The sequence below is a fragment of the Geodermatophilus sp. SYSU D00965 genome, from assembly GCF_054050075.1.
Map to the genome: position 1 here is coordinate 120,426 of NZ_JBJGYQ010000007.1, position 18,622 is coordinate 139,047.

At 75.0% G+C, this 18,622-nt stretch carries 13 protein-coding genes; 9 read left to right on the top strand and 4 right to left on the bottom strand.

Annotated elements, in window-relative coordinates; genetic code table 11:
- The first annotated feature begins 2 nt into the window (after nucleotides 1-2).
- From gatA to gatB, 3 genes are read left to right on the top strand one after another with little or no spacing between them, the layout of a single operon-like run.
- Entirely contained in the window at nucleotides 3-1,529 is a 1,527-nt protein-coding gene (gene gatA / locus ACI789_RS08770; protein WP_457008087.1) for an Asp-tRNA(Asn)/Glu-tRNA(Gln) amidotransferase subunit GatA, read from the top strand.
- On the top strand, nucleotides 1,526-1,708 hold the full coding sequence (locus tag ACI789_RS08775) for a hypothetical protein (protein ID WP_456918572.1): 183 nt from the start codon (nucleotides 1,526-1,528) through the stop codon (nucleotides 1,706-1,708). The genes gatA and ACI789_RS08775 overlap by 4 nt, the downstream gene beginning before the upstream one ends.
- On the top strand, nucleotides 1,705-3,213 hold the full coding sequence (gatB, locus tag ACI789_RS08780; RefSeq protein ID WP_457008089.1) for an Asp-tRNA(Asn)/Glu-tRNA(Gln) amidotransferase subunit GatB: 1,509 nt from the start codon (nucleotides 1,705-1,707) through the stop codon (nucleotides 3,211-3,213). Before ACI789_RS08775 ends, gatB begins: the two co-directional genes overlap by 4 nt.
- Nucleotides 3,214-3,498: 285 nt before the next feature.
- Here gatB and ACI789_RS08785 read toward each other — a convergent pair whose 3' ends face one another.
- On the bottom strand, nucleotides 3,499-4,641 hold the full coding sequence (locus ACI789_RS08785; protein ID WP_457008091.1) for a PQQ-dependent sugar dehydrogenase: 1,143 nt from the start codon (nucleotides 4,639-4,641) through the stop codon (nucleotides 3,499-3,501).
- Nucleotides 4,642-4,839: 198 nt separating this feature from the next.
- Between ACI789_RS08785 and ACI789_RS08790 the strand changes: the two genes are divergently transcribed.
- Nucleotides 4,840-5,796 carry a 2-hydroxyacid dehydrogenase gene (locus tag ACI789_RS08790; RefSeq protein ID WP_457008093.1) on the top strand — a complete coding sequence of 319 codons (957 nt, stop codon included), beginning with the start codon at nucleotides 4,840-4,842 and terminating at the stop codon, nucleotides 5,794-5,796.
- Nucleotides 5,797-5,800: 4 nt separating this feature from the next.
- Here ACI789_RS08790 and argG read toward each other — a convergent pair whose 3' ends face one another.
- Genes argG through ACI789_RS08805 form a run of 3 tightly spaced genes read right to left on the bottom strand, consistent with a single transcriptional unit; the run spans nucleotide 5,801 to nucleotide 8,479 of the window.
- The gene (gene argG, locus ACI789_RS08795; RefSeq protein ID WP_457008095.1) at nucleotides 5,801-7,216 is read right to left on the bottom strand and encodes an argininosuccinate synthase; all 1,416 of its coding nucleotides are present in this window, start codon (nucleotides 7,214-7,216) and stop codon (nucleotides 5,801-5,803) included.
- A gap of 48 nt (nucleotides 7,217-7,264) precedes the next feature.
- Nucleotides 7,265-7,633 (bottom strand): PH domain-containing protein, encoded by a 369-nt coding sequence (locus tag ACI789_RS08800; RefSeq protein WP_457008097.1) that lies wholly within the window; start codon nucleotides 7,631-7,633, stop codon nucleotides 7,265-7,267.
- 6 nt (nucleotides 7,634-7,639) lie between these two features.
- The gene (locus ACI789_RS08805; protein WP_457008099.1) at nucleotides 7,640-8,479 is read right to left on the bottom strand and encodes a helix-turn-helix transcriptional regulator; all 840 of its coding nucleotides are present in this window, start codon (nucleotides 8,477-8,479) and stop codon (nucleotides 7,640-7,642) included.
- A gap of 90 nt (nucleotides 8,480-8,569) precedes the next feature.
- On the opposite strand from ACI789_RS08805, the gene ilvD reads away from it, so the two are divergent.
- The 5 genes from ilvD (at nucleotide 8,570) to ilvN (ending at nucleotide 18,574) form a co-directional block, all read left to right on the top strand.
- Nucleotides 8,570-10,297 (top strand): dihydroxy-acid dehydratase, encoded by a 1,728-nt coding sequence (gene ilvD / locus ACI789_RS08810; RefSeq protein WP_457008101.1) that lies wholly within the window; start codon nucleotides 8,570-8,572, stop codon nucleotides 10,295-10,297.
- Between the two features lie 171 nt (nucleotides 10,298-10,468).
- The gene (locus ACI789_RS08815; RefSeq protein ID WP_457008103.1) at nucleotides 10,469-13,093 is read left to right on the top strand and encodes a putative bifunctional diguanylate cyclase/phosphodiesterase; all 2,625 of its coding nucleotides are present in this window, start codon (nucleotides 10,469-10,471) and stop codon (nucleotides 13,091-13,093) included.
- Nucleotides 13,093-15,795 carry a putative bifunctional diguanylate cyclase/phosphodiesterase gene (locus ACI789_RS08820; RefSeq protein ID WP_457008105.1) on the top strand — a complete coding sequence of 901 codons (2,703 nt, stop codon included), beginning with the start codon at nucleotides 13,093-13,095 and terminating at the stop codon, nucleotides 15,793-15,795. Before ACI789_RS08815 ends, ACI789_RS08820 begins: the two co-directional genes overlap by 1 nt.
- A 283-nt stretch (nucleotides 15,796-16,078) precedes the next feature.
- On the top strand, nucleotides 16,079-17,950 hold the full coding sequence (locus ACI789_RS08825) for an acetolactate synthase large subunit (protein WP_457008107.1): 1,872 nt from the start codon (nucleotides 16,079-16,081) through the stop codon (nucleotides 17,948-17,950).
- A 96-nt stretch (nucleotides 17,951-18,046) separates the two neighbouring features.
- Nucleotides 18,047-18,574 (top strand): acetolactate synthase small subunit, encoded by a 528-nt coding sequence (ilvN, locus tag ACI789_RS08830; protein ID WP_456918583.1) that lies wholly within the window; start codon nucleotides 18,047-18,049, stop codon nucleotides 18,572-18,574.
- The last annotated feature ends 48 nt before the right edge of the window (nucleotides 18,575-18,622 follow it).

Genomic DNA, 18,622 nt, shown 5'->3' on the forward strand with positions numbered 1-18,622 from the left:
CGATGGAGCTCACCACCGTCGACGCGGCCGAGCTCGGCCGCCGGCTGGCCGCCGGTGAGGTCAGCTCCGTCGAGCTGACCCGCGCCTACCTCGACCGGATCGCCGCCGAGGACGACGTCATCGGCGCCTACCTGCACGTCGACGCCGAGGCCGCGCTGGCCCGCGCCGGCGAGATCGACGCCGCCCGCATCGCGGGGCAGGAGCTCGGCCCGCTGGCCGGCCTGCCCGTCGCGCTCAAGGACGTCTTCGTCACTGCGGGCGTACCCACCACCAGCGGCTCGAAGATCCTCGAGGGCTGGCGGCCGCCGTACGACGCCACCGTGGCCGCGCGGCTCAAGGACGCCGGCACGGTGCTGCTGGGCAAGACCAACATGGACGAGTTCGCCATGGGCTCGTCCACCGAGAACTCCGCCTACCGGCCCACCCGCAACCCGTGGGACACCGACCGCATCCCCGGCGGCTCCTCCGGCGGCTCGTCGGCGGCGGTCGCCGGCGGCCTGGCCCCGTGGGCGCTCGGCACCGACACCGGTGGCTCGATCCGCCAGCCGGCCGCGGTCACCGGGCTGGTCGGGCACAAGCCGACCTACGGCTCGGTCTCGCGCTTCGGGCTGATCGCCTTCTCCTCCAGCCTCGACCAGGCCGGGCCGATGGCGCGCACCGTCGTCGACGCCGCCGTCCTGCACGAGGCGATCGGCGGGCACGACCCGCGGGACTCCACGAGCATCGACGCCCCGGTGCCGGTGCTGGTGAAGGCCGCCCAGGAAGGGGCCCGCGGCGAGCTCGCCGGCCTGCGCGTCGGCGTCGTCCGGGAGCTGGGTGGCGAGGGGCACACCGACGGCTACGAGGCCGGGGTGCTCGACCGCGTCCGGGAGACCGTCACCCTGCTGGAGGGCATGGGCGCCGAGGTCCGCGAGGTCTCCTGCCCGTCGTTCGACCTGGCCCTGCCGGCGTACTACCTGATCGCGCCGAGCGAGGCGTCGTCCAACCTGGCCCGCTTCGACGGCATGCGCTTCGGGCTGCGGGTCGCCGACGACGGCCGGCACTCCCTCGAGGAGGTCATGTCGCTGACCCGCGACGAGGGCTTCGGCCCGGAGGTCAAGCGCCGGATCATCCTCGGCACCTACGCGCTGTCGGCCGGCTACTACGACGCCTACTACGGGCAGGCGCAGAAGGTCCGGACGCTGATCACCCGCGACTTCACCGCCGCCTTCGGCGACGTCGACGTCCTGGTCAGCCCCACCAGCCCGACGGTGGCGTGGCCGATCGGCGCCCGCGTCGACGACCCGCTGGCCATGTACGCCGCCGACCTGTGCACCCTGCCGGCCAGCCTGGCCGGGCTCCCGGCGATCTCGGTGCCGTGCGGACTGTCCGACGGCCTGCCGGTCGGCTTCCAGGTGATGGCCCCCGCGCTGGCCGACGACCGCTGCTACCGGGTCGCCGCCGCGGTCGAGGCCGCGCTGGACGCCGCCCGCGGGCACCGGCTCCTCGACGAGCTGGGACGGCGGACGACGCAGGAGGCACGCGCGTGAACGGGCCGCTCAAGGCAGCCTGGGCCCTCACCGCGTTCGTCGTCGTCGTGGGCCTGGTCGGCTGGATCGCGACCGGCGAGGCGTTCTTCGCCGTCTTCATCGTCCTGGGCCTGCTGACCGCCCTCGGTGCGTGGCTGAGCGGCCGCAGCACCGGCCCGAAGGAGGGCAACCGGAAGTGACCACCACCCAGACCGGGGAGCGCCTGGTCGACTACGACGAGGTCCTCACCCGCTACGAGCCGGTCATCGGCCTGGAGACCCACGTCGAGCTGGGCACCGCGTCGAAGATGTTCTGCGGCTGCGCCACCACCTTCGGCGCCGACCCGAACACGCAGACCTGCCCGGTGTGCCTGGGCCTGCCCGGCTCGCTGCCGGTGGCCAACGCGGCGGCGATCGAGGCGACCATCCGCATCGGGCTGGCCCTGGGCTGCCGGATCGCCGGCTGGTGCCGCTTCGCCCGGAAGAACTACTTCTACCCGGACATCCCGAAGGGCTTCCAGACCAGCCAGTACGACGAGCCGCTGTGCACCGCCGGGCACCTCGACGTCGAGGTGGACGGCGAGACCTACCGCGTGGAGATCGAGCGGGTGCACCTCGAGGAGGACACCGGCAAGAACCTGCACGTGGGTGGGGCCACGGGGCGGATCCACGGGGCCGACTACTCGCTGGTCGACTTCAACCGGGCCGGGATCCCGCTGGTCGAGATCGTCACCCGGCCGATCCCGGGCGCCGGCGCCAAGGCCCCCGAGGTGGCCCGCGCCTACGTCACCGAATTGCGCGACATCATCCAGACCCTCGGCGCCTCCGACGTCCGCATGGAGCAGGGCAGCCTGCGCTGCGACGTGAACACCTCGCTGGCGCCGATCGGCAGCCTCGAGTGGGGTACCCGCACCGAGACCAAGAACGTCAACTCGCTGCGGTCGGTGGAGCGCGCGGTCCGCTACGAGATGCGCCGGCAGGCCGCCGTCCTGGACGGCGGCGGGCGGGTGCTGCAGGAGACCCGGCACTTCCACGAGGACACCGGCAGCACCTCGCCGGGGCGGAGCAAGGAGGAGGCCACCGACTACCGGTACTTCCCCGAGCCGGACCTGGTGCCGGTCGCGCCGGACGCCGAGTGGGTGGAGAAGATCGCCGCCGGGCTGCCCGAGCTGCCCGCCGCGCGGCGCAAGCGGCTGCAGGAGGAGTGGGGCCTGTCGGCCACCGAGATGGCCTGGATCGCCAACGCCGGTGCGGTCGACCTGGTCGACGCCACCGTCGCCGCCGGCGCGACCCCGGCCGACGCCCGCAAGTGGTGGCTGGGCGAGCTGGCCCGCCGGGCCAACGACGCCGGCGTCGAGCTCGCCGAGCTGGCCGTCACCCCGCGGCAGGTCGCCGAGCTCACCGCGCTGGTCGCGGCGGGCACGGTCAACGACCAGCTCGCCCGTCAGGCACTGGACGGCGTGCTGGCCGGCGAGGGCGACCCGGGGCAGGTCGTCCAGGCCCGCGGCCTGGCGGTGATGGGGGAGTCCGACGAGCTCGTGGCCGCCGTCGACGCGGCGATCGCCGGGGCGCCGGACGTCGTCGCCAAGGTGCAGGGCGGCAAGGTGCAGGCGCTCGGCGCGTTGGTGGGCGCGGTCATGAAGGCCACCCGCGGCAAGGCCGACGCCGCGACGGTGAAGCGCATGCTCGAGGAGCGCCTGCTGTGACACTGCGGTCCTCCGGACCGCACCGCGGCCAGGTGCCGTTCCCCCGGTGAGCTGAGCCCACCCGGCCGTTCGTCGGGGACCCTGCGGGCCCCGCTCCTCTCGGCCACCGCGGCCAGGTGCCGTTCCCCCGGGTGAGCTGAGCCCACCCGGCCGTTCGTCGGGGACCCTGCGGGCCCCGCTCCTCTCGGCCACCGCGGCCCGGCGCCGTTCCCCCGGTCGAGCGGAGCGGGGCCCACTCGTCGCGCCCTTCGCGGACCCCTCCGGGGCCCACTCGGGCACGACACCTCACAAGGGAGAGTCGGAGGAGCCGCCGGGCGGGAGGATCCGCAGCACCTTGTCGTCGTCCTCGGCGGGCGTGCCGATCCCGTCGCGGTTGGACGTGGTGATCCACAGCGCGCCCTCGGCGTCGAGGACGACGGTCCGCAGCCGCCCGTACCGGTCGGTGAGGAACGCGGTCGGCTCCTCGACGGCGGTGCCGGTGGGGTCCAGTGCGACGGCGTGCACGCGCTTGCCGTCGAGCGCCCCGAGGAAGATCGTGCGGCCGGAGACCGCGCAGCCGCCCAGTCCGCCCTCGGCGGCCGGGATCTCGACGACGGGGCGGGCGCTGCCGGGCCGGTCCTCGGGCCAGCCGTAGTCGGCGTCCTCGGTGAGCGCGTTCAGCTCGTCGGGTCCCTCGGCCGCGTCGTCGGTGGCGAAGAGGGTCTCGTCCCCGCCGAGGCACAGCGCCGTCACGTCCCGGTGGCCCTGACTGAAGACCGGGCCGTCGGCGGCGATCGGCTGGCCGAACACGTCGACGTGCAGCACCTTGCCCGCCAGCGAGGCGGGGTCCTGGGCCAGGCCCGCGTTGCCGGTGTCGCCGGTGCCCACGTAGAGCGTGCCGTCGAGGCCGAACAGCAGCCCGCCGCCGTTGTGCGTCTCACCGCGCGGGATGCCGGTGAGCACCGGGTTGGGCGTGCCGCCGATCGGGAAGCGGACCACGCGGTTGTCGGTCGCGGTGGAGACGTAGGCGTAGAGCAGGCCGTCCTCGGCGAAGGTCGGGGAGAGGGCCAGGCCGAGCAGCCCGCCGTCGCCGGCGGTGTCGATGCCGCTGACGGTCATGAGCTCCTCGGCGGGGGAGCGGTCCGGGAAGACGTGCAGCAGCCGCCCGGTCTCGCGTTCGCCGACGACGGCGCTGCCGTCGGGCAGCACGACCAGGCCGGTGGGGACGGTCAGCCCCGAGGCCACGACGTTGGGGTCGCCGCCCTCCTCGCCGGAGTTCGGTTCGGCGGGGTCGCCGGGCGAGGGCGGCTGGGTCGACTCGGTCGGCGGCCCGACCTGCGGCGGGGGACCCTCCGGCAGCGGCCGGAACGGGCCCGACGGCTCGTAGCCGCCGCTGCCGCACCCGGCCAGGACGACGCTCAGCAGGGCCGCGCCGACGAGACCGCCCACCCGTCTGCTGCGCTGACCCACACCAGAACAGTACGTGCGGCGGCTGGGCCCGTCCCGGGCCCGCCGCCCGCGGTGGTCGGCCCCCTGCAGGGTCCCGCCGCCGGCCCCGCCCGAGGCTCACCCCGAGCGTGCGAGGGGTGAGGAGGACGGGGTCCTCCCACGGTGGGGGGCGAGGGCGTCCTCCTAGGGTCGGGGGCCGTGACCTCCCAGACCGCCGCTCCCCACATCGTCGGCCCGGACGAGACCCTGCACGTGCTCGTCCCCTCCTCGGCCCTCGCCGCTGCCGTGGAGGAGGTGTCGCCGCGGGTCCGCGCCCACCGGGTGACCCCGGCGGACGGCCCGCCGACCGGGGAGGCGGCGCAGGCGCAGGTGTGGGTCCCCGGCGGCGGGACCGGCGTCCCCGACGGCTTCCTGGCCGCGCTGCCGCGCCTGCGGCTGGTGCAGCTGCTCAGCGCCGGCGCGGAGCGCTTCGCCGGCCGGCTGCCCGAGGGCGTCGTCCTCTGCAACGCCCGCGGCGCGCACACGCCGTCCACGGCGGAGTGGGTGGTCACCGCGATCCTGGCCGCCCAGCGCGGCATCCCGGAGTTCGTCCGCGCGCAGGACGCCGGCCGCTGGGCCCCGCGGACGCACGGCAGCGTCGTCGGCGCGCGGGTGCTGGTGGTCGGCGCCGGGGACATCGGCCGCACCGTCGGCCGGGTGCTGGCCGGGTTCGACGCCGAGCTGACCTACGTGGCCCGCACCGCCCGGGAGGGCGTGCACGGCACCGACGAGCTGCCGCGGCTGCTGCCGGAGGCCGACGTCGTGGCGGTCCTCGTGCCGGTGACCGAGGAGACCACCGGCCTGGTCGACGCCGCGTTCCTTGCCGCCATGCGGGACGGCGCGCTGCTGGTCAACGCCGCCCGCGGGGTGGTCGTGGACACCGCCGCGCTGCTGGCCGAGCTGCGGTCGGGGCGGCTGCGGGCGGCCCTCGACGTCACCGACCCCGAGCCCCTGCCGGACGGCCACCCGCTGTGGTCGGCTCCGGGCCTGCTGCTCACCCCGCACGTCGCGGGCAACGTGCCGGGGACCAACGAGCGCGCCGCGGCCGCGGTCACCGACCAGCTGGCGCGGGTGCTGGCCGGCGAGCCGCTGGTGAACGTCGTCGCGTCGTACTAGCGGATCAGTCGGTCCCGGACTCCATCGCGGCGCGGTCGAGCAGCTCGTCCTCGGCGGAGACCGCGCCGCGGGAGGCGATCGCCTCGGCGCCGCCCTCGCGCAGCGGGCCGACCAGCGCCGCGTGCGAGCTGTCCACCATGCCGATCGCCGCGTACTGCTCGAGCTTGGCGCGGGAGTCGGCGATGTCCAGGTTGCGCATGGTCAGCTGGCCGATCCGGTCCACCGGCCCGAAGGCGGAGTCCTCGGTCCGCTCCATGGACAGCTTGTCCGGGTGGTAGCTGAACGCCGGGCCTGCGGTGTCGAGGACCGAGTAGTCCTCGCCGCGCCGCAGCCGCAGGGTGACCTCGCCGGTGATCGCCGTCCCGACCCAGCGCTGCAGCGACTCCCGCAGCATCAGCGCCTGGGGGTCCAGCCAGCGGCCCTCGTAGAGCAGCCGGCCCAGCCGCCGTCCCTCGCTGTGGTACGTGGCGAGGGTGTCCTCGTTGTGGATGGCGTTGACCAGCCGCTCGTAGGCCGTGTGCAGCAGCGCCATGCCCGGCGCCTCGTAGATGCCCCGGCTCTTGGCCTCGATGATGCGGTTCTCGATCTGGTCGGACATGCCCAGGCCGTGCCGGCCGCCGATGGCGTTGGCCTCGAGCACCAGGTCGACCGGGGAGGCGAACTCCTTGCCGTTGATCGTCACCGGCCGGCCCTGCGCGAAGCCGATCGTGACGTCCTCGGGGGCGATGTCGACGTCGGGGTCCCAGAACCGCACGCCCATGATCGGCTCGACGGTCTCGATGCCGGTGTCGAGGTGCTCGAGGGTCTTGGCCTCGTGGGTGGCGCCCCAGATGTTGGCGTCGGTGGAGTAGGCCTTCTCCGCGCTGTCCCGGTACGGCAGGCCGTGGGCGACCAGCCACTCCGACATCTCCTTGCGGCCGCCGAGTTCGTTGACGAAGTCGGCGTCCAGCCAGGGCTTGTAGATCCGCAGGGACGGGTTGGCCAGCAGGCCGTAGCGGTAGAACCGCTCGATGTCGTTGCCCTTGAAGGTCGAGCCGTCACCCCAGATCTGGACGTCGTCCTCGAGCATGGCCCGGACCAGCAGGGTGCCGGTGACCGCCCGGCCGAGCGGGGTGGTGTTGAAGTACGCGCGGCCGCCGGAGCGGATGTGGAACGCCCCGCAGGTCAGCGCGGCCAGGCCCTCCTCGACCAGCGCCGCCCGGCAGTCGACCAGCCGGGCGACCTCCGCGCCGTAGGCGGTGGCGCGGCCGGGCACCGAGCCGATGTCGGGCTCGTCGTACTGGCCGATGTCCGCGGTGTAGGTGCACGGCTCCGCCCCCTTGTCGCGCATCCACGCGACCGCTACGGAGGTGTCGAGGCCGCCGGAGAAGGCGATCCCGACGCGCTCGCCGACGGGCAGGGACGTGAGCACCTTGGACACGGGTAAGAGTATGCACGGCCGTGAATGGTCATGCAAAAAGCCCCCGGCTCAGGCGGGATCCGGGATCCGTCCGCCGGACAGCGCGGCCAGCCGGGGCAGGTCGGCGGCCCGCAGCACCGGGAGGCGCACCTGCGTGCCGCGGGTGGTCACGAGCCACAGCTCGCCGCGGTCGGCGACCCGGATGCCCGCCAGCTCCGCCCAGGGCACCCGGCACCGGCCGGCGAGGGAGCGCACCGTGATGCCGTCGTCCCCGATGTCGACGCCGACGCGGAGCACCCACAGCGCGACGAGGACGGGCACCAGCAGGAACACCGGCGTCCAGGGCGCGGCGAAGGCGAGTGGGACGGCGCAGATGAAGAGGAAGGCGACCGGGAGCATCGCCGTCCGGCTCATCCGCAACCGGGCGGGAGCGACCACGGCTGCTCATCCTCCCAGACGGTCGGCGCCGGCCAGCCGGGTCAGCTTCTCCGGGGCGTCGCTGCCCTCGGCGGCGGTGTAGACGACCATCTGCAGGCCCGGCGCGTCCGCGGGGGTCAGCTGGTGGTGCTCGAGCAGCAGCGTGCCGACGACCGGGTGCTCGAAGCGCCGCTCCGAGGAGCTGAACCGGTCGACGTCGTGACTGGCCCAGCCGGCCCGGAAGTGCGGACTGGCCGCCTCCAGCCGGGCGACGAGGTCGACGACCTCCCGGTCGGCCAGCCGCGGCCCGACCTCGGCGCGGAACTGGGTGAGGAACCGGCGGCTGTCGGTGGTCCAGTCGCCGAGCAGCTCGCGCACGGCCGGGTCGGTGAAGACCAGCCAGAGCAGGTTGCGGTCGGCCGGCGGGACGGCGGCGACGCCGGGGTAGAGCCGCTCGTAGGCGAGGTTCCAGCCGACGATCGACCAGCTCGGCGTGATGACGTAGGCGGGGGAGGGGCCGAGGGCGTCCAGCAGCCGCTGCACGTGGGCGGGCATGCCCTCGGGGTCGGTCGCCGGGGGAGTGCCGCCGTGCCCGGCCAGGCGCCGGACGTACTCGTGCTCGGCCGGCGACATCCGCAGCGTGCGGGCGAGCGCGTCGACGACCTGCCGGGAGGGGCGGATGTCGCGGCCCTGCTCCAGCCACGTGTACCAGGTGTGGCTCACCCCCGACAGCAGCGCGACCTCCTCACGCCGCAGCCCCGGGGTGCGACGGGCTCCGCCGGCGGGCAGGCCGGCCTCGCGGGGGTCGACCTGGCGACGGCGGGAGCGGAGGAACTCGGCCAGCTCCCGGCGGGCGGACGGCGGCACGGTGCCTCCCGGGGCGGCTCGGTGGTGGTGTCGGTACCAGTATCGGCGCTCTCTCGGCGCGGGTCCGCGACCGGCCTACGCTCTGCGGACGTGAGCATCGGCGAGGACCTCATCCCCGGACACGAGTCCCACAGCGGGACGCACAGCCCCTTGAAGCCGCGCAGCTACGAGGTGACCGACGGCATCGCCAAGGCCCCGGCGCGGGCGATGCTCCGCGCGGTCGGCATGGGCGACGACGACTGGGACAAGCCGCAGATCGGCGTCGCGTCGTCGTGGAACGAGATCACCCCCTGCAACCTCTCCCTGGACCGGCTGGCCAAGCGGGCCAAGGAGGGCGTGCACGCCGCCGGCGGCTACCCGCTGGAGTTCGGCACGATCTCGGTCTCCGACGGCATCTCGATGGGCCACGAGGGCATGCGCGCCTCGCTGGTCTCCCGCGAGGTCATCGCCGACTCGGTGGAGACCGTCATGTTCGCCGAGCGGCTCGACGGCTCGGTGCTGCTGGCCGGCTGCGACAAGTCCCTGCCCGGCATGCTCATGGCCGCCGCGCGCCTGGACCTGGCCAGCGTCTTCGTCTACTCCGGCTCGATCCTGCCCGGACGGCTCGGCGACCGGGACAACCTGACGATCATCGACGTCTTCGAGGGCGTCGGCGCCTGCGCCCGCGGCCTGATCACCCGCGAGGAGCTCGACGCCATCGAGAAGGCGGCCTGCCCCGGGGAGGGCTCCTGCGGCGGCATGTACACGGCCAACACGATGGCCAGCGTCGCCGAGGCGCTGGGGATGGCCCTGCCCGGCAGCGCCGCGCCGCCCGCCCCCGACAGCCGCCGCGACGCCGTCGCGGTCGCCTCCGGCGAGGCCGTGGTCAACCTGCTGCGCCGGGGCATCACCGCCCGCCAGATCATGACCAAGAAGGCCTTCGAGAACGCGATCACCGTGGTCATGGCGCTCGGCGGCTCGACCAACGCCGTCCTGCACCTGCTGGCCATCGCGCACGAGGCGCAGGTCGACCTCACCCTCGACGACTTCAACCGGATCGGCGACCGCACCCCGCACCTGGCCGACGTGAAGCCCTTCGGCCGGTTCGTCATGACCGACATCGACCGCGTCGGCGGCGTCCCGGTCGTGCTGCGCGCGCTGCTCGACGCCGGACTGCTGCACGGCGACGTGCTCACCGTCACGGGCAAGACCATGGCCGAGAACCTCGCGGAGATCGCCCCGCCGGACCTCGACGGCACGATCGTCCACGCGATGAACAACCCGATCCACAAGACCGGCGGGCTGACCATCCTGCGCGGCTCGCTCTCCCCGGAGGGCGCGGTCGTGAAGTCGGCGGGCTTCGACGCCGACGTCTTCGAGGGCACCGCCCGCGTCTTCGACGGCGAGCAGGGCGCCATGGACGCCGTCACCGACGGCACGCTGAAGGCCGGCGACGTCGTCGTCATCCGGTACGAGGGCCCCCGGGGCGGCCCGGGCATGCGCGAGATGCTCGCCGTCACCGGCGCCATCAAGGGCGCGGGCCTGGGCAAGGACGTCCTGCTGCTCACCGACGGCCGGTTCTCCGGCGGGACGACGGGTCTGTGCGTCGGCCACGTCGCGCCCGAGGCCACCGACGGCGGCCCGATCGCGCTGGTGCAGGACGGCGACCGGATCCGGCTGGACCTGACCACCCGGACGCTGGACCTCCTGGTGGACGACGACGAGCTGGACCGGCGCCGCGCCGCGTGGACCCCGCTGCCCCCGCGCTACACCACCGGGGTGCTCGGCAAGTACGCCAAGCTGGTCGGGTCGGCCGCGCAGGGCGCCATCTGCGGCTGAGGAAGGACCCCGTCCTCACCGCTCGCAGGCTCGCGGCGAGCCTCTGGACGGGGCCAGGTGCCGTGGGGCGGGGAGTCGGGGCGGGCCCCCCGTTGGGGTGAGGCCCGCCCCGCTGCGCTGTTGCGGCCTGGAGCACGTGCCGAGACAGCACGTGTGGACAGGCTGAGGTGGGTGCTCCTCGGGAGCGCCGTGCTGGCGGCGATCGCCTGCGCGGTGTCCGCCGTGACCCCCGGCACCGGACTCGCCAGTGACGTGGCGGTCTCCTGCATGGGCGTGGTGGCGGGCGCCGTGACCTGGCAGGTCGCGCGCTCGCAGCGCAGCGGCGCTCGTGGGTGGCGGTTGATCTCCGTCGCCGCGCTCCTGCCTGTGAGCGGCGTCCTCGCCGGGTTGGTCGTCTCGCCGATCGACCCGATGCAGCGGCTGGTGCTCCGCTGGTTGCCCACCGTGCCCGCCTACGTGCTCGTCGTCCTCGGCGTCCTCACCCTCGTCGACCGGCGGCGGCTGCGCCGCGGCTCCCGCGCCGCCGTCGAGCTGACCCTCTTCGGCACCGCGTGCGTGCTGGTCGTGCAGCTCCTCGCGCTGGGCCCGCACCGCAGCTGGCTGGATCTGCGCCCCGAGGAGGCCGCGGTGCTGGCTGCTGCGGTCCTGGCCACCTCGGCCACGGTGACCGCCGCACTCGTGCTGCTGGGCGTCATCGACAGTGGTCGCCAGCGGATGGCCCTGTGGGTGCTGGCCGCCACGATCCTCCTGACCGCCGGCCGGGCGCTCGGCACCGCCGCCGTGCTCTCGGGCAGTTCCGGCGCGCTCGACATCAGCCGGCTCCTCGTCGTCGTCGGGCTGTCCGTGTTCGCCGCGGCCGGCCTCGCCGACCCCGGGCCGTGCGCCGAGGAGCCCGAGGCCCGGCCGCGCAGCGGTCGCTCCACCCAGATCGGCCAGCTGCTCCCGCACCTGGCGATGCTCGCGGCGCTGCTGGGGCTGGTCACTGCCGGCGTCGTGGGCGGCCGACCCAGCTCCGTCATGATCGGCGGCGTCGTCGTGTGCGCGGTCCTCGCCGTCGTCCACCGCTGGGTGACCGCCCGCGACGAGCAGCGCATGGGGGCCCGGCTGCGGCGCAGCGAGGCGTACTTCCGCTCGCTGGTCTCGGCCAGCGGCGACGCCGTGGTCATCCTCGACCGGGACCTGCGGGTCACCTGGGCCTCTCCGGCGCTGGCGACCGTCCTGGGCGTCACCGGGCGTCCCGCCGCCGGGCGGGACCTGCTCGAGCTGGTGCACCCCGAGGACGCCGTCGCGGTGGCCCGGGCGCTGCAGCCCGAGGGCGCGACGTCGGGCGGGCTGCTCACGCTGCGGATGCGGCACGCCGACGGGTCCTGGCGGCACCTGGAGGCCCGGGTCTCCGACCTGCGCGCCGACGCCGCCGTGGGCGCGGTGGTGCTGCACTGCCGGGACACCACCGAGCGCGTCGAGCGGGAGCACGCGCTGGAGCAGGTCGCCTTCACCGACCCGGTCACGGGGCTGCTCAACCGGGCCGGCTGCGCGCGGGTGGCCGAGGAGCGGCTGGCCGTCGCGGGTGCCCCCGAGGCGCCGTGCACCAGCGTGCTGCTCATCGAGCTGGCGGGCCTCGACGAGGTCCGCGAGGACGCCGGCCGCGACGTGGTCAGCGACGTCCTGGTCGAGGTCGGTCGCCGGCTGCGGGCCACCGTGCGCGCCTCCGACGTGGTCGCCCGGCTCGGGGTGGGGCAGTTCGCCGTCCTCGTCGAGGGCCTGCCGCACGCCGTCGACCTGCTCGCGGACCGCTGCCTGTCGCTCATCGAGCAGCCCGTCGACACCCCGGCGGGGATCTTCGACCTCAGCGCCAGCGTGGGCATCGTCGAGATCGGGCCCGGTCAGTCGGTCGCCGAACTGCTGGCCCGCGCCGATCTCGCCGTCCGCGCGGCCGCGGCGTCCGGCCCCGGCAGCGCGCTGCGCTACCGGCCCGCGCTCGGCAGCGCCGCCGACCGCCGCGCCCGGCTGCGCGACGACCTGCCCGGCGCGTGGACGCGCGGCGAGTTCTCCGTGCTCTTCCAGCCGGTCGTCTGCCTCCTGGACCAGCGGGTCACCGGCGTCGAGGCGCTGCTGCGCTGGCGGCACCCCGAGCTGGGGGAGGTCCCGCCGGCGGAGTTCGTGCCGATCGCCGAGCGCGCCGGGGCCATCGGCGACCTGCAGCGCTGGGCGCTCGAGCACGCCGCGACCGTGGTGGCCGGGCTCCCGGAGACCGGGGCCCCGCTGCGGCTGGGCGTCAACATCTCCGCCTCCCACGTCGCGAACCGGACCCTGGTCGGTGACGTCGCCGCGGTGCTGCACGCCACCGGCCTGGCGCCGGAGCGGCTGATCCTGGAGATCACCGAGGCCACCGTGCTGGCCGAGGGCGAGCACGTGGCCGTCGACATCGAGGCGCTGCGGCTCATGGGCGTGCACGTCGCCCTGGACGACTTCGGCGCCGGCCGCTCGTCGCTGGCCGACCTGACCCGGCTGCCCATCGACGTGCTCAAGCTCGACCGCTCCCTGGTCGCCCGGGTCGACCGGGACCCGAAGAGCCGGGCCCTGTGCGAGTCGGTGGTCACCGTCGGCCGGGCGCTGGGCCTGGACGTGGTGGCCGAGGGCGTGGAGACCCCCGCCCAGCTCGGCGCGCTGCGCGGTCTCGGTTGCGGCTTCGCGCAGGGCTTCCTGCTCGCCCGCCCGCTGCGGCTGGCCGACCTCGCCGACCTGCTCACCGATCGCGCCGGCCAGTTGTGGCCGGGCCTGGTCGGCTCCCGCTGATGCCGACCGCAGCCGCGCCGTCCCGCGACGGCGGACGGGACCGGGCCGCGACGCCGGTCGTCGCCCTGCTGGGCGTCCTGGGCACGGTCACCGCCCTCCTGGAGGTGACCGGCTCCGCGCTCTCCTCCCGGCTCGTGCCGGCCTGCCTGGCGGTGGGGTCCGCCGCGGCCGCGGTCGCCGTCGAGCGGGCTGCCGCCCGGCTGCCCGGGCGGTCGGGCCGGCCGTGGCGCGGCCTCGCCCTCGCCGCCGCGCTGCTGGCCGTCGGGCAGTGCCTGGCCGTCCTGCGCGCCGCGAGCGACCTGTCCTCCGGCGGCGTGGAGGACGTCCCCACGCTCCTCGCGGTGCCCGTGGCGATGACCGCCGCCGCCTGGCTGCTCCCGCCGCGCCGGGGCCGGCGGCTGGGCTCGCGGGTGCTGATCGACGGCGCGGTCGTCACCGTCGCGGTCGCGGTGCTGGTGCACGTGCTCCTGGGCCGGCGGCTGGCCGGCGTGCAGGGCGCGGCCGACGGGCTGATCTCACTGGGCTACCCGACGATCGGCGCCCTGCTGTGCGGCATCGGGCTGGTCACCGTGACCGCGGTGTCCGGGCCCCGGCGCCAGGCGGCCACCTGGCTGCTGGTGTCCTTCACCGCGATGGCCGTGGTCGCCGTGGGCGGCGCCCTCGGCCGCACGTCCGGCGGCACGGGGTACGCCGTGGTCACCGAGCTCGCCTGGCTGGCCATGCTCGCCGCCGGTGTGCGCGGCGTGGTCGCCGACCCGGGCGAGCCCGCCACCGGCGACGACGACCCGCTGACGCTGCCGGTGCGCGGCATCGCGGTCGCCTACGCCGCGGCCTTCGGCGTGCTGCTCATGCTGCTCGCCGGGGAGCTCGCCGGGCGGACCGCGCCCGCGGTGGAGGCGGCCGGGGGATCGCTGCTGGTCGTCCTGACCGCCGTCCGCACCGTCCTGCTCACCCGGGACGGGCACCGGCTCACCTCACGACTGCAGCGCGCCGAGGGCTACTTCCGCGCGCTGGTGCAGAGCGGCGATGCCGTCACCGCCGTGCTGGACCCCACCGGACGGATCGGCTGGGCCTCCGGACCGGTCGTGGCGCAGCTGGGCTGGTCCGAGGCGGACCTCGCCGGCACCGCGCTGACCGACCTGCTGCACCCCGACGACCGCGACCTCGTCGACCGGGTCCGTGCCGCGGTCGGCAACCGGACCGGCGCCGACGGGCTGCCCGCGACGGTGCGGCTGCGGACCCGGGACGGTGCCTGGCGGGACGTCGAGGTCTCCGGGGCCGCGCGGGCGGGGGCGGGCAGCCGCAGCCGCGACGGGCTGGTGCTGCACCTGCGCGACGTCACCGACCGGCGCAGCACCCAGCGCGAGCTCGAGCGGCTGGCCTACACCGACTTCCTCACCGGTCTGCCCAACCGGGCCCGGTTCATGGCCGCGCTCGACGCGACGCGGAACGCCGGCGAGCCGGGCTGCGTGCTGCTGGTCGACCTCGACGGGTTCAAGGCGGTCAACGACGTCGCCGGCCACGATGCGGGGGACCGGCTGCTGTGCGAGGTCGCCGACCAGCTGCGCACCGCCGCCCGGGAGGAGGACCTGGTCGCGCGCCTGGGCGGTGACGAGTTCGCCGTCCTGGTGCGCGCCGGCCGGGCCGAGGCCACGGCGCTGGCCGAGCGGCTGGTCGAGGTGCTCGACCGGGACCACCGGCCGGTGGCCCACGACGGCAGCGCCGGCACCGGGCCGGTCTTCGCCGTCTCCGGCAGCGTCGGCGTGGCCGAGCTGCGGCCGGAGGACGACGCCGCCGAGTCGGTGCGCCGCGCCGACCTGGCGCTGCGCATGGCCAAGGCCGCCGGCAAGAACTGCGTCCGCACCTCGGGGGAGGCCCTGGACCGCGTGGTCGACCGGCGCGCCCGGCTGGCGCGCGACCTGCCCGGTGCGATCGCCGGTGGCGGCCTGTCGCTGGTCTTCCAGCCGGTGGTCGGGGTGCGGGAGCGGCGGGTCCTCGGGCTGGAGGCCCTCGTGCGCTGGCAGCACCCGGAGTTCGGCGCCGTCCCGCCGGACGAGTTCGTCGCCCTCGCCGAGGACGACGGCCTGGTCGTGCCGCTCCAGCGCTGGGTGCTCGGCGCCGCCACGGCCGCCCTCGCGCCGCTGCTGGCCCGCGGCCTGGACCTGCAGCTGGGCGTGAACGTGTCCGTCCGGCACCTGCAGGCCGGCTGCCTCGTGCCCGACGTCACCCGCGCGCTCGCCGAGTCCGGGGTGCCCGCGCACCGGCTGATGCTCGAGATCACCGAGTCGGTGCTCCTCGGCGTGGAGGACCGGGTGGACGGCGACCTGACCGCGCTGCGGGAGATGGGCTGCGTGATCTCGCTGGACGACTTCGGCAAGGGCCACTCCACGCTCGCGCGGCTGGCGCGCCTGCCGGTCGACGTGCTCAAGATGGACCGCGCCTTCGTGGCCCACATCGAGGACGACCCGCGCACCGCCGCTCTCGTCGGCAGCGTCGTGGAGCTCGGCCGGACCCTGGGCATGGACGTCGTCGCCGAGGGGGTCGAGACGTCCGGCCAGCTCGCCACGCTGACCGCGCTCGGCTGCGGTTTCCTCCAGGGCCACCTGCTCGGCCGCCCGGTGCCCGCCGAGGTGCTGCCCCACCTGCTCGAGGCGTTCGACCCGGCGGTCCTCGGCGTGACCGGTGTCCCGTCCCACTCGTGAGGACACGCCCGTCCACACAGTGGGACGGGATGGTTGACGGGTCGCGCTCCGAGGCGCACAGTGAGCGGGTGCGCCCGGCCAGCCTGCTCCTCGTAGTCGCCTAGCGCGTCGGTCGCCCGACCGACGCGCTACACCCCTCTGTGCCTGCGGCACGAGGGGTTTTTCGTTTGCGGGCCTCCTGACCGTCCCCGGACAGCGGCCGGCCCGCGCCCGCAGGCGGCCGGCCGCACACGCACGGCCCCCGAACCGACGTCCCCCGACCGGGACACTGCCAGGAGACGCCATGAACAGCACCACCCCGGGCGAGTCCGCCAGCCGCGAGGCGGCCGCGTCGCTCACCGGTGTCGAGACGACCGCCCGCTCGGTCGCGGCGGCCGCCCCCGAGCCGCTCACCGGCATCACCGGGGCCCAGAGCCTCGTCCGGTCGCTCGAGGCGGTCGGCGTGGAGGTCGTCTTCGGGATCCCGGGCGGGGCGATCCTGCCCGCCTACGACCCGCTGTTCGACTCGTCGGTCCGGCACGTGCTGGTGCGCCACGAGCAGGGCGCCGGGCACGCGGCCACCGGGTACGCCCAGGCCACCGGCCGGGTCGGCGTCTGCATGGCCACCTCCGGCCCCGGGGCGACCAACCTGGTGACCCCGCTGGCCGACGCGCACATGGACTCGGTCCCGATCGTCGCGATCACCGGTCAGGTGCCCAGCGCCGCGATCGGCACCGACGCCTTCCAGGAGGCCGACATCCGCGGCATCACGATGCCGATCACCAAGCACAACTTCCTGGTGACCGACGCCGACGAGATCCCGCAGAAGATCGCCGAGGCGTTCCACCTGGCCGCCACCGGCCGGCCGGGCCCGGTCCTGGTCGACATCGCCAAGGACGCCCTGCAGGCGACCACGGACTTCGCGTGGCCGCCGCGGCTGGACCTGCCCGGCTACAAGCCGACCACCCGCCCGCACGGCAAGCAGGTCCGCGAGGCCGCCGCGCTGGTCGCCAAGGCCCGCCGCCCGGTCCTCTACGTCGGCGGCGGCGTGCTCAAGGCGCAGGCCACCGCGGAGCTCGCCGAGCTCGCCGAGCTGACCGGAGCCCCGGTCGTCACCACCCTGATGGCCCGCGGCGCCTTCCCCGACAGCAGCCCGCAGCACCTGGGCATGCCCGGCATGCACGGCACCGTCGCCGCGGTCACCGCCCTGCAGAAGTCCGACCTCATCGTCGCCCTCGGGGCCCGCTTCGACGACCGGGTCACCGGACAGCTGTCCTCCTTCGCGCCCGACGCGCTCGTCGTCCACGCCGACATCGACCCGGCCGAGATCGGCAAGAACCGCAAGGCCGACGTCCCGATCGTCGGCGACGCGCGGGAGACCATCGCCGAGCTGGTCACCGCCCTGCGCGCCGAGCACGAGGCCGGGCGCACCCCCGACCTGGCGGCCTGGTGGGCCCAGCTCGACGCGTGGCGGCAGACCTACCCGCTGGGCTACGACTGGCCCGAGGACGGCGCGCTGTCCCCGCAGTACGTCATCGAGCGGCTGGGCGCGATCGCCGGGCCGGACGCGATCTACGCCGCCGGTGTCGGCCAGCACCAGATGTGGGCCGCGCAGTTCATCCGGTACGAGAAGCCGGGCACCTGGCTCAACAGCGGCGGCCTGGGGACGATGGGCTACGCCGTCCCGGCCGCGATGGGCGCCAAGTACGGCCGCCCCGACACCACCGTGTGGGCGATCGACGGCGACGGCTGCTTCCAGATGACCAACCAGGAACTGGCCACCTGCGCGATCGAGGGCATCCCCGTCAAGATCGCGATCATCAACAACGGCAACCTCGGGATGGTCCGCCAGTGGCAGACCCTCTTCTACGAGGGCCGCTACTCGAACACCAAGCTGCACGCGCTCAACGAGGACGGCACCCCCAAGCCGGTGCGCATCCCCGACTTCGTCCTCCTGGCCGAGGCGATGGGCTGCGTCGGGCTGCGCTGCGAGAGCAAGGACGACGTCGACGCGGTGATCGAGAAGGCGATGGCGATCGACGACGCCCCGGTGGTCATCGACTTCGTGGTCGGCCACGACGCCCAGGTGTGGCCGATGGTCGCCGCGGGTGCCAGCAACGACGACATCATGGCCGCGCGCGACGTCCGCCCGGTCTTCGGCGACGGCCAGGTCTAAGTCGAAGGACCCCGTCCTCCTCACCCCTCGCAGGCTCGGGGCGAGCCTCTGGACGGGGCCAGCCCTGCCACTCGGTCCTGAAAGGAACCTCGGGTAATGACCCGCCATACGTTGTCGGTCCTCGTCGAGAACAAGTCCGGCGTCCTCGCTCGTGTCTCGGCGCTGTTCAGCCGGCGCGGCTTCAACATCGAGTCCCTGGCCGTCGGGCCGACGGAGAACCCCGAGCTCTCCCGGATGACGATCGTCGTCGACGCCGACACCGCGCCGCTGGAGCAGATCACCAAGCAGCTGAACAAGCTGATCGAGGTCATCAAGATCGTCGAGCTCGAGTCGACGGCCGCCGTCCAGCGCGAGCTGCTGCTGGTCAAGGTCCGCGCGCCGATGGCCGACCGCACCCAGGTGCTGCAGACCGCCGAGCTCTTCCGGGCCCGCGTCGTCGACGTCAACACCGACACCGTGACCCTGGAGGCCACCGGCACGCCGGACAAGCTCCAGGCCCTGCTCGCCGTCCTCGCCCCTCTGGGGATCAAGGAGATGGCGCAGTCGGGCACCGTGGCCCTGGGCCGGGGTCCGCGCTCCATGTCCGGCGCCGGTACGTTGCGCCCGGTCGAGCGCACCGCCTAGCACACTGATCGGCCCTCCTGCAGGGTCCCGTTGCGAGCTTGCGAGCAG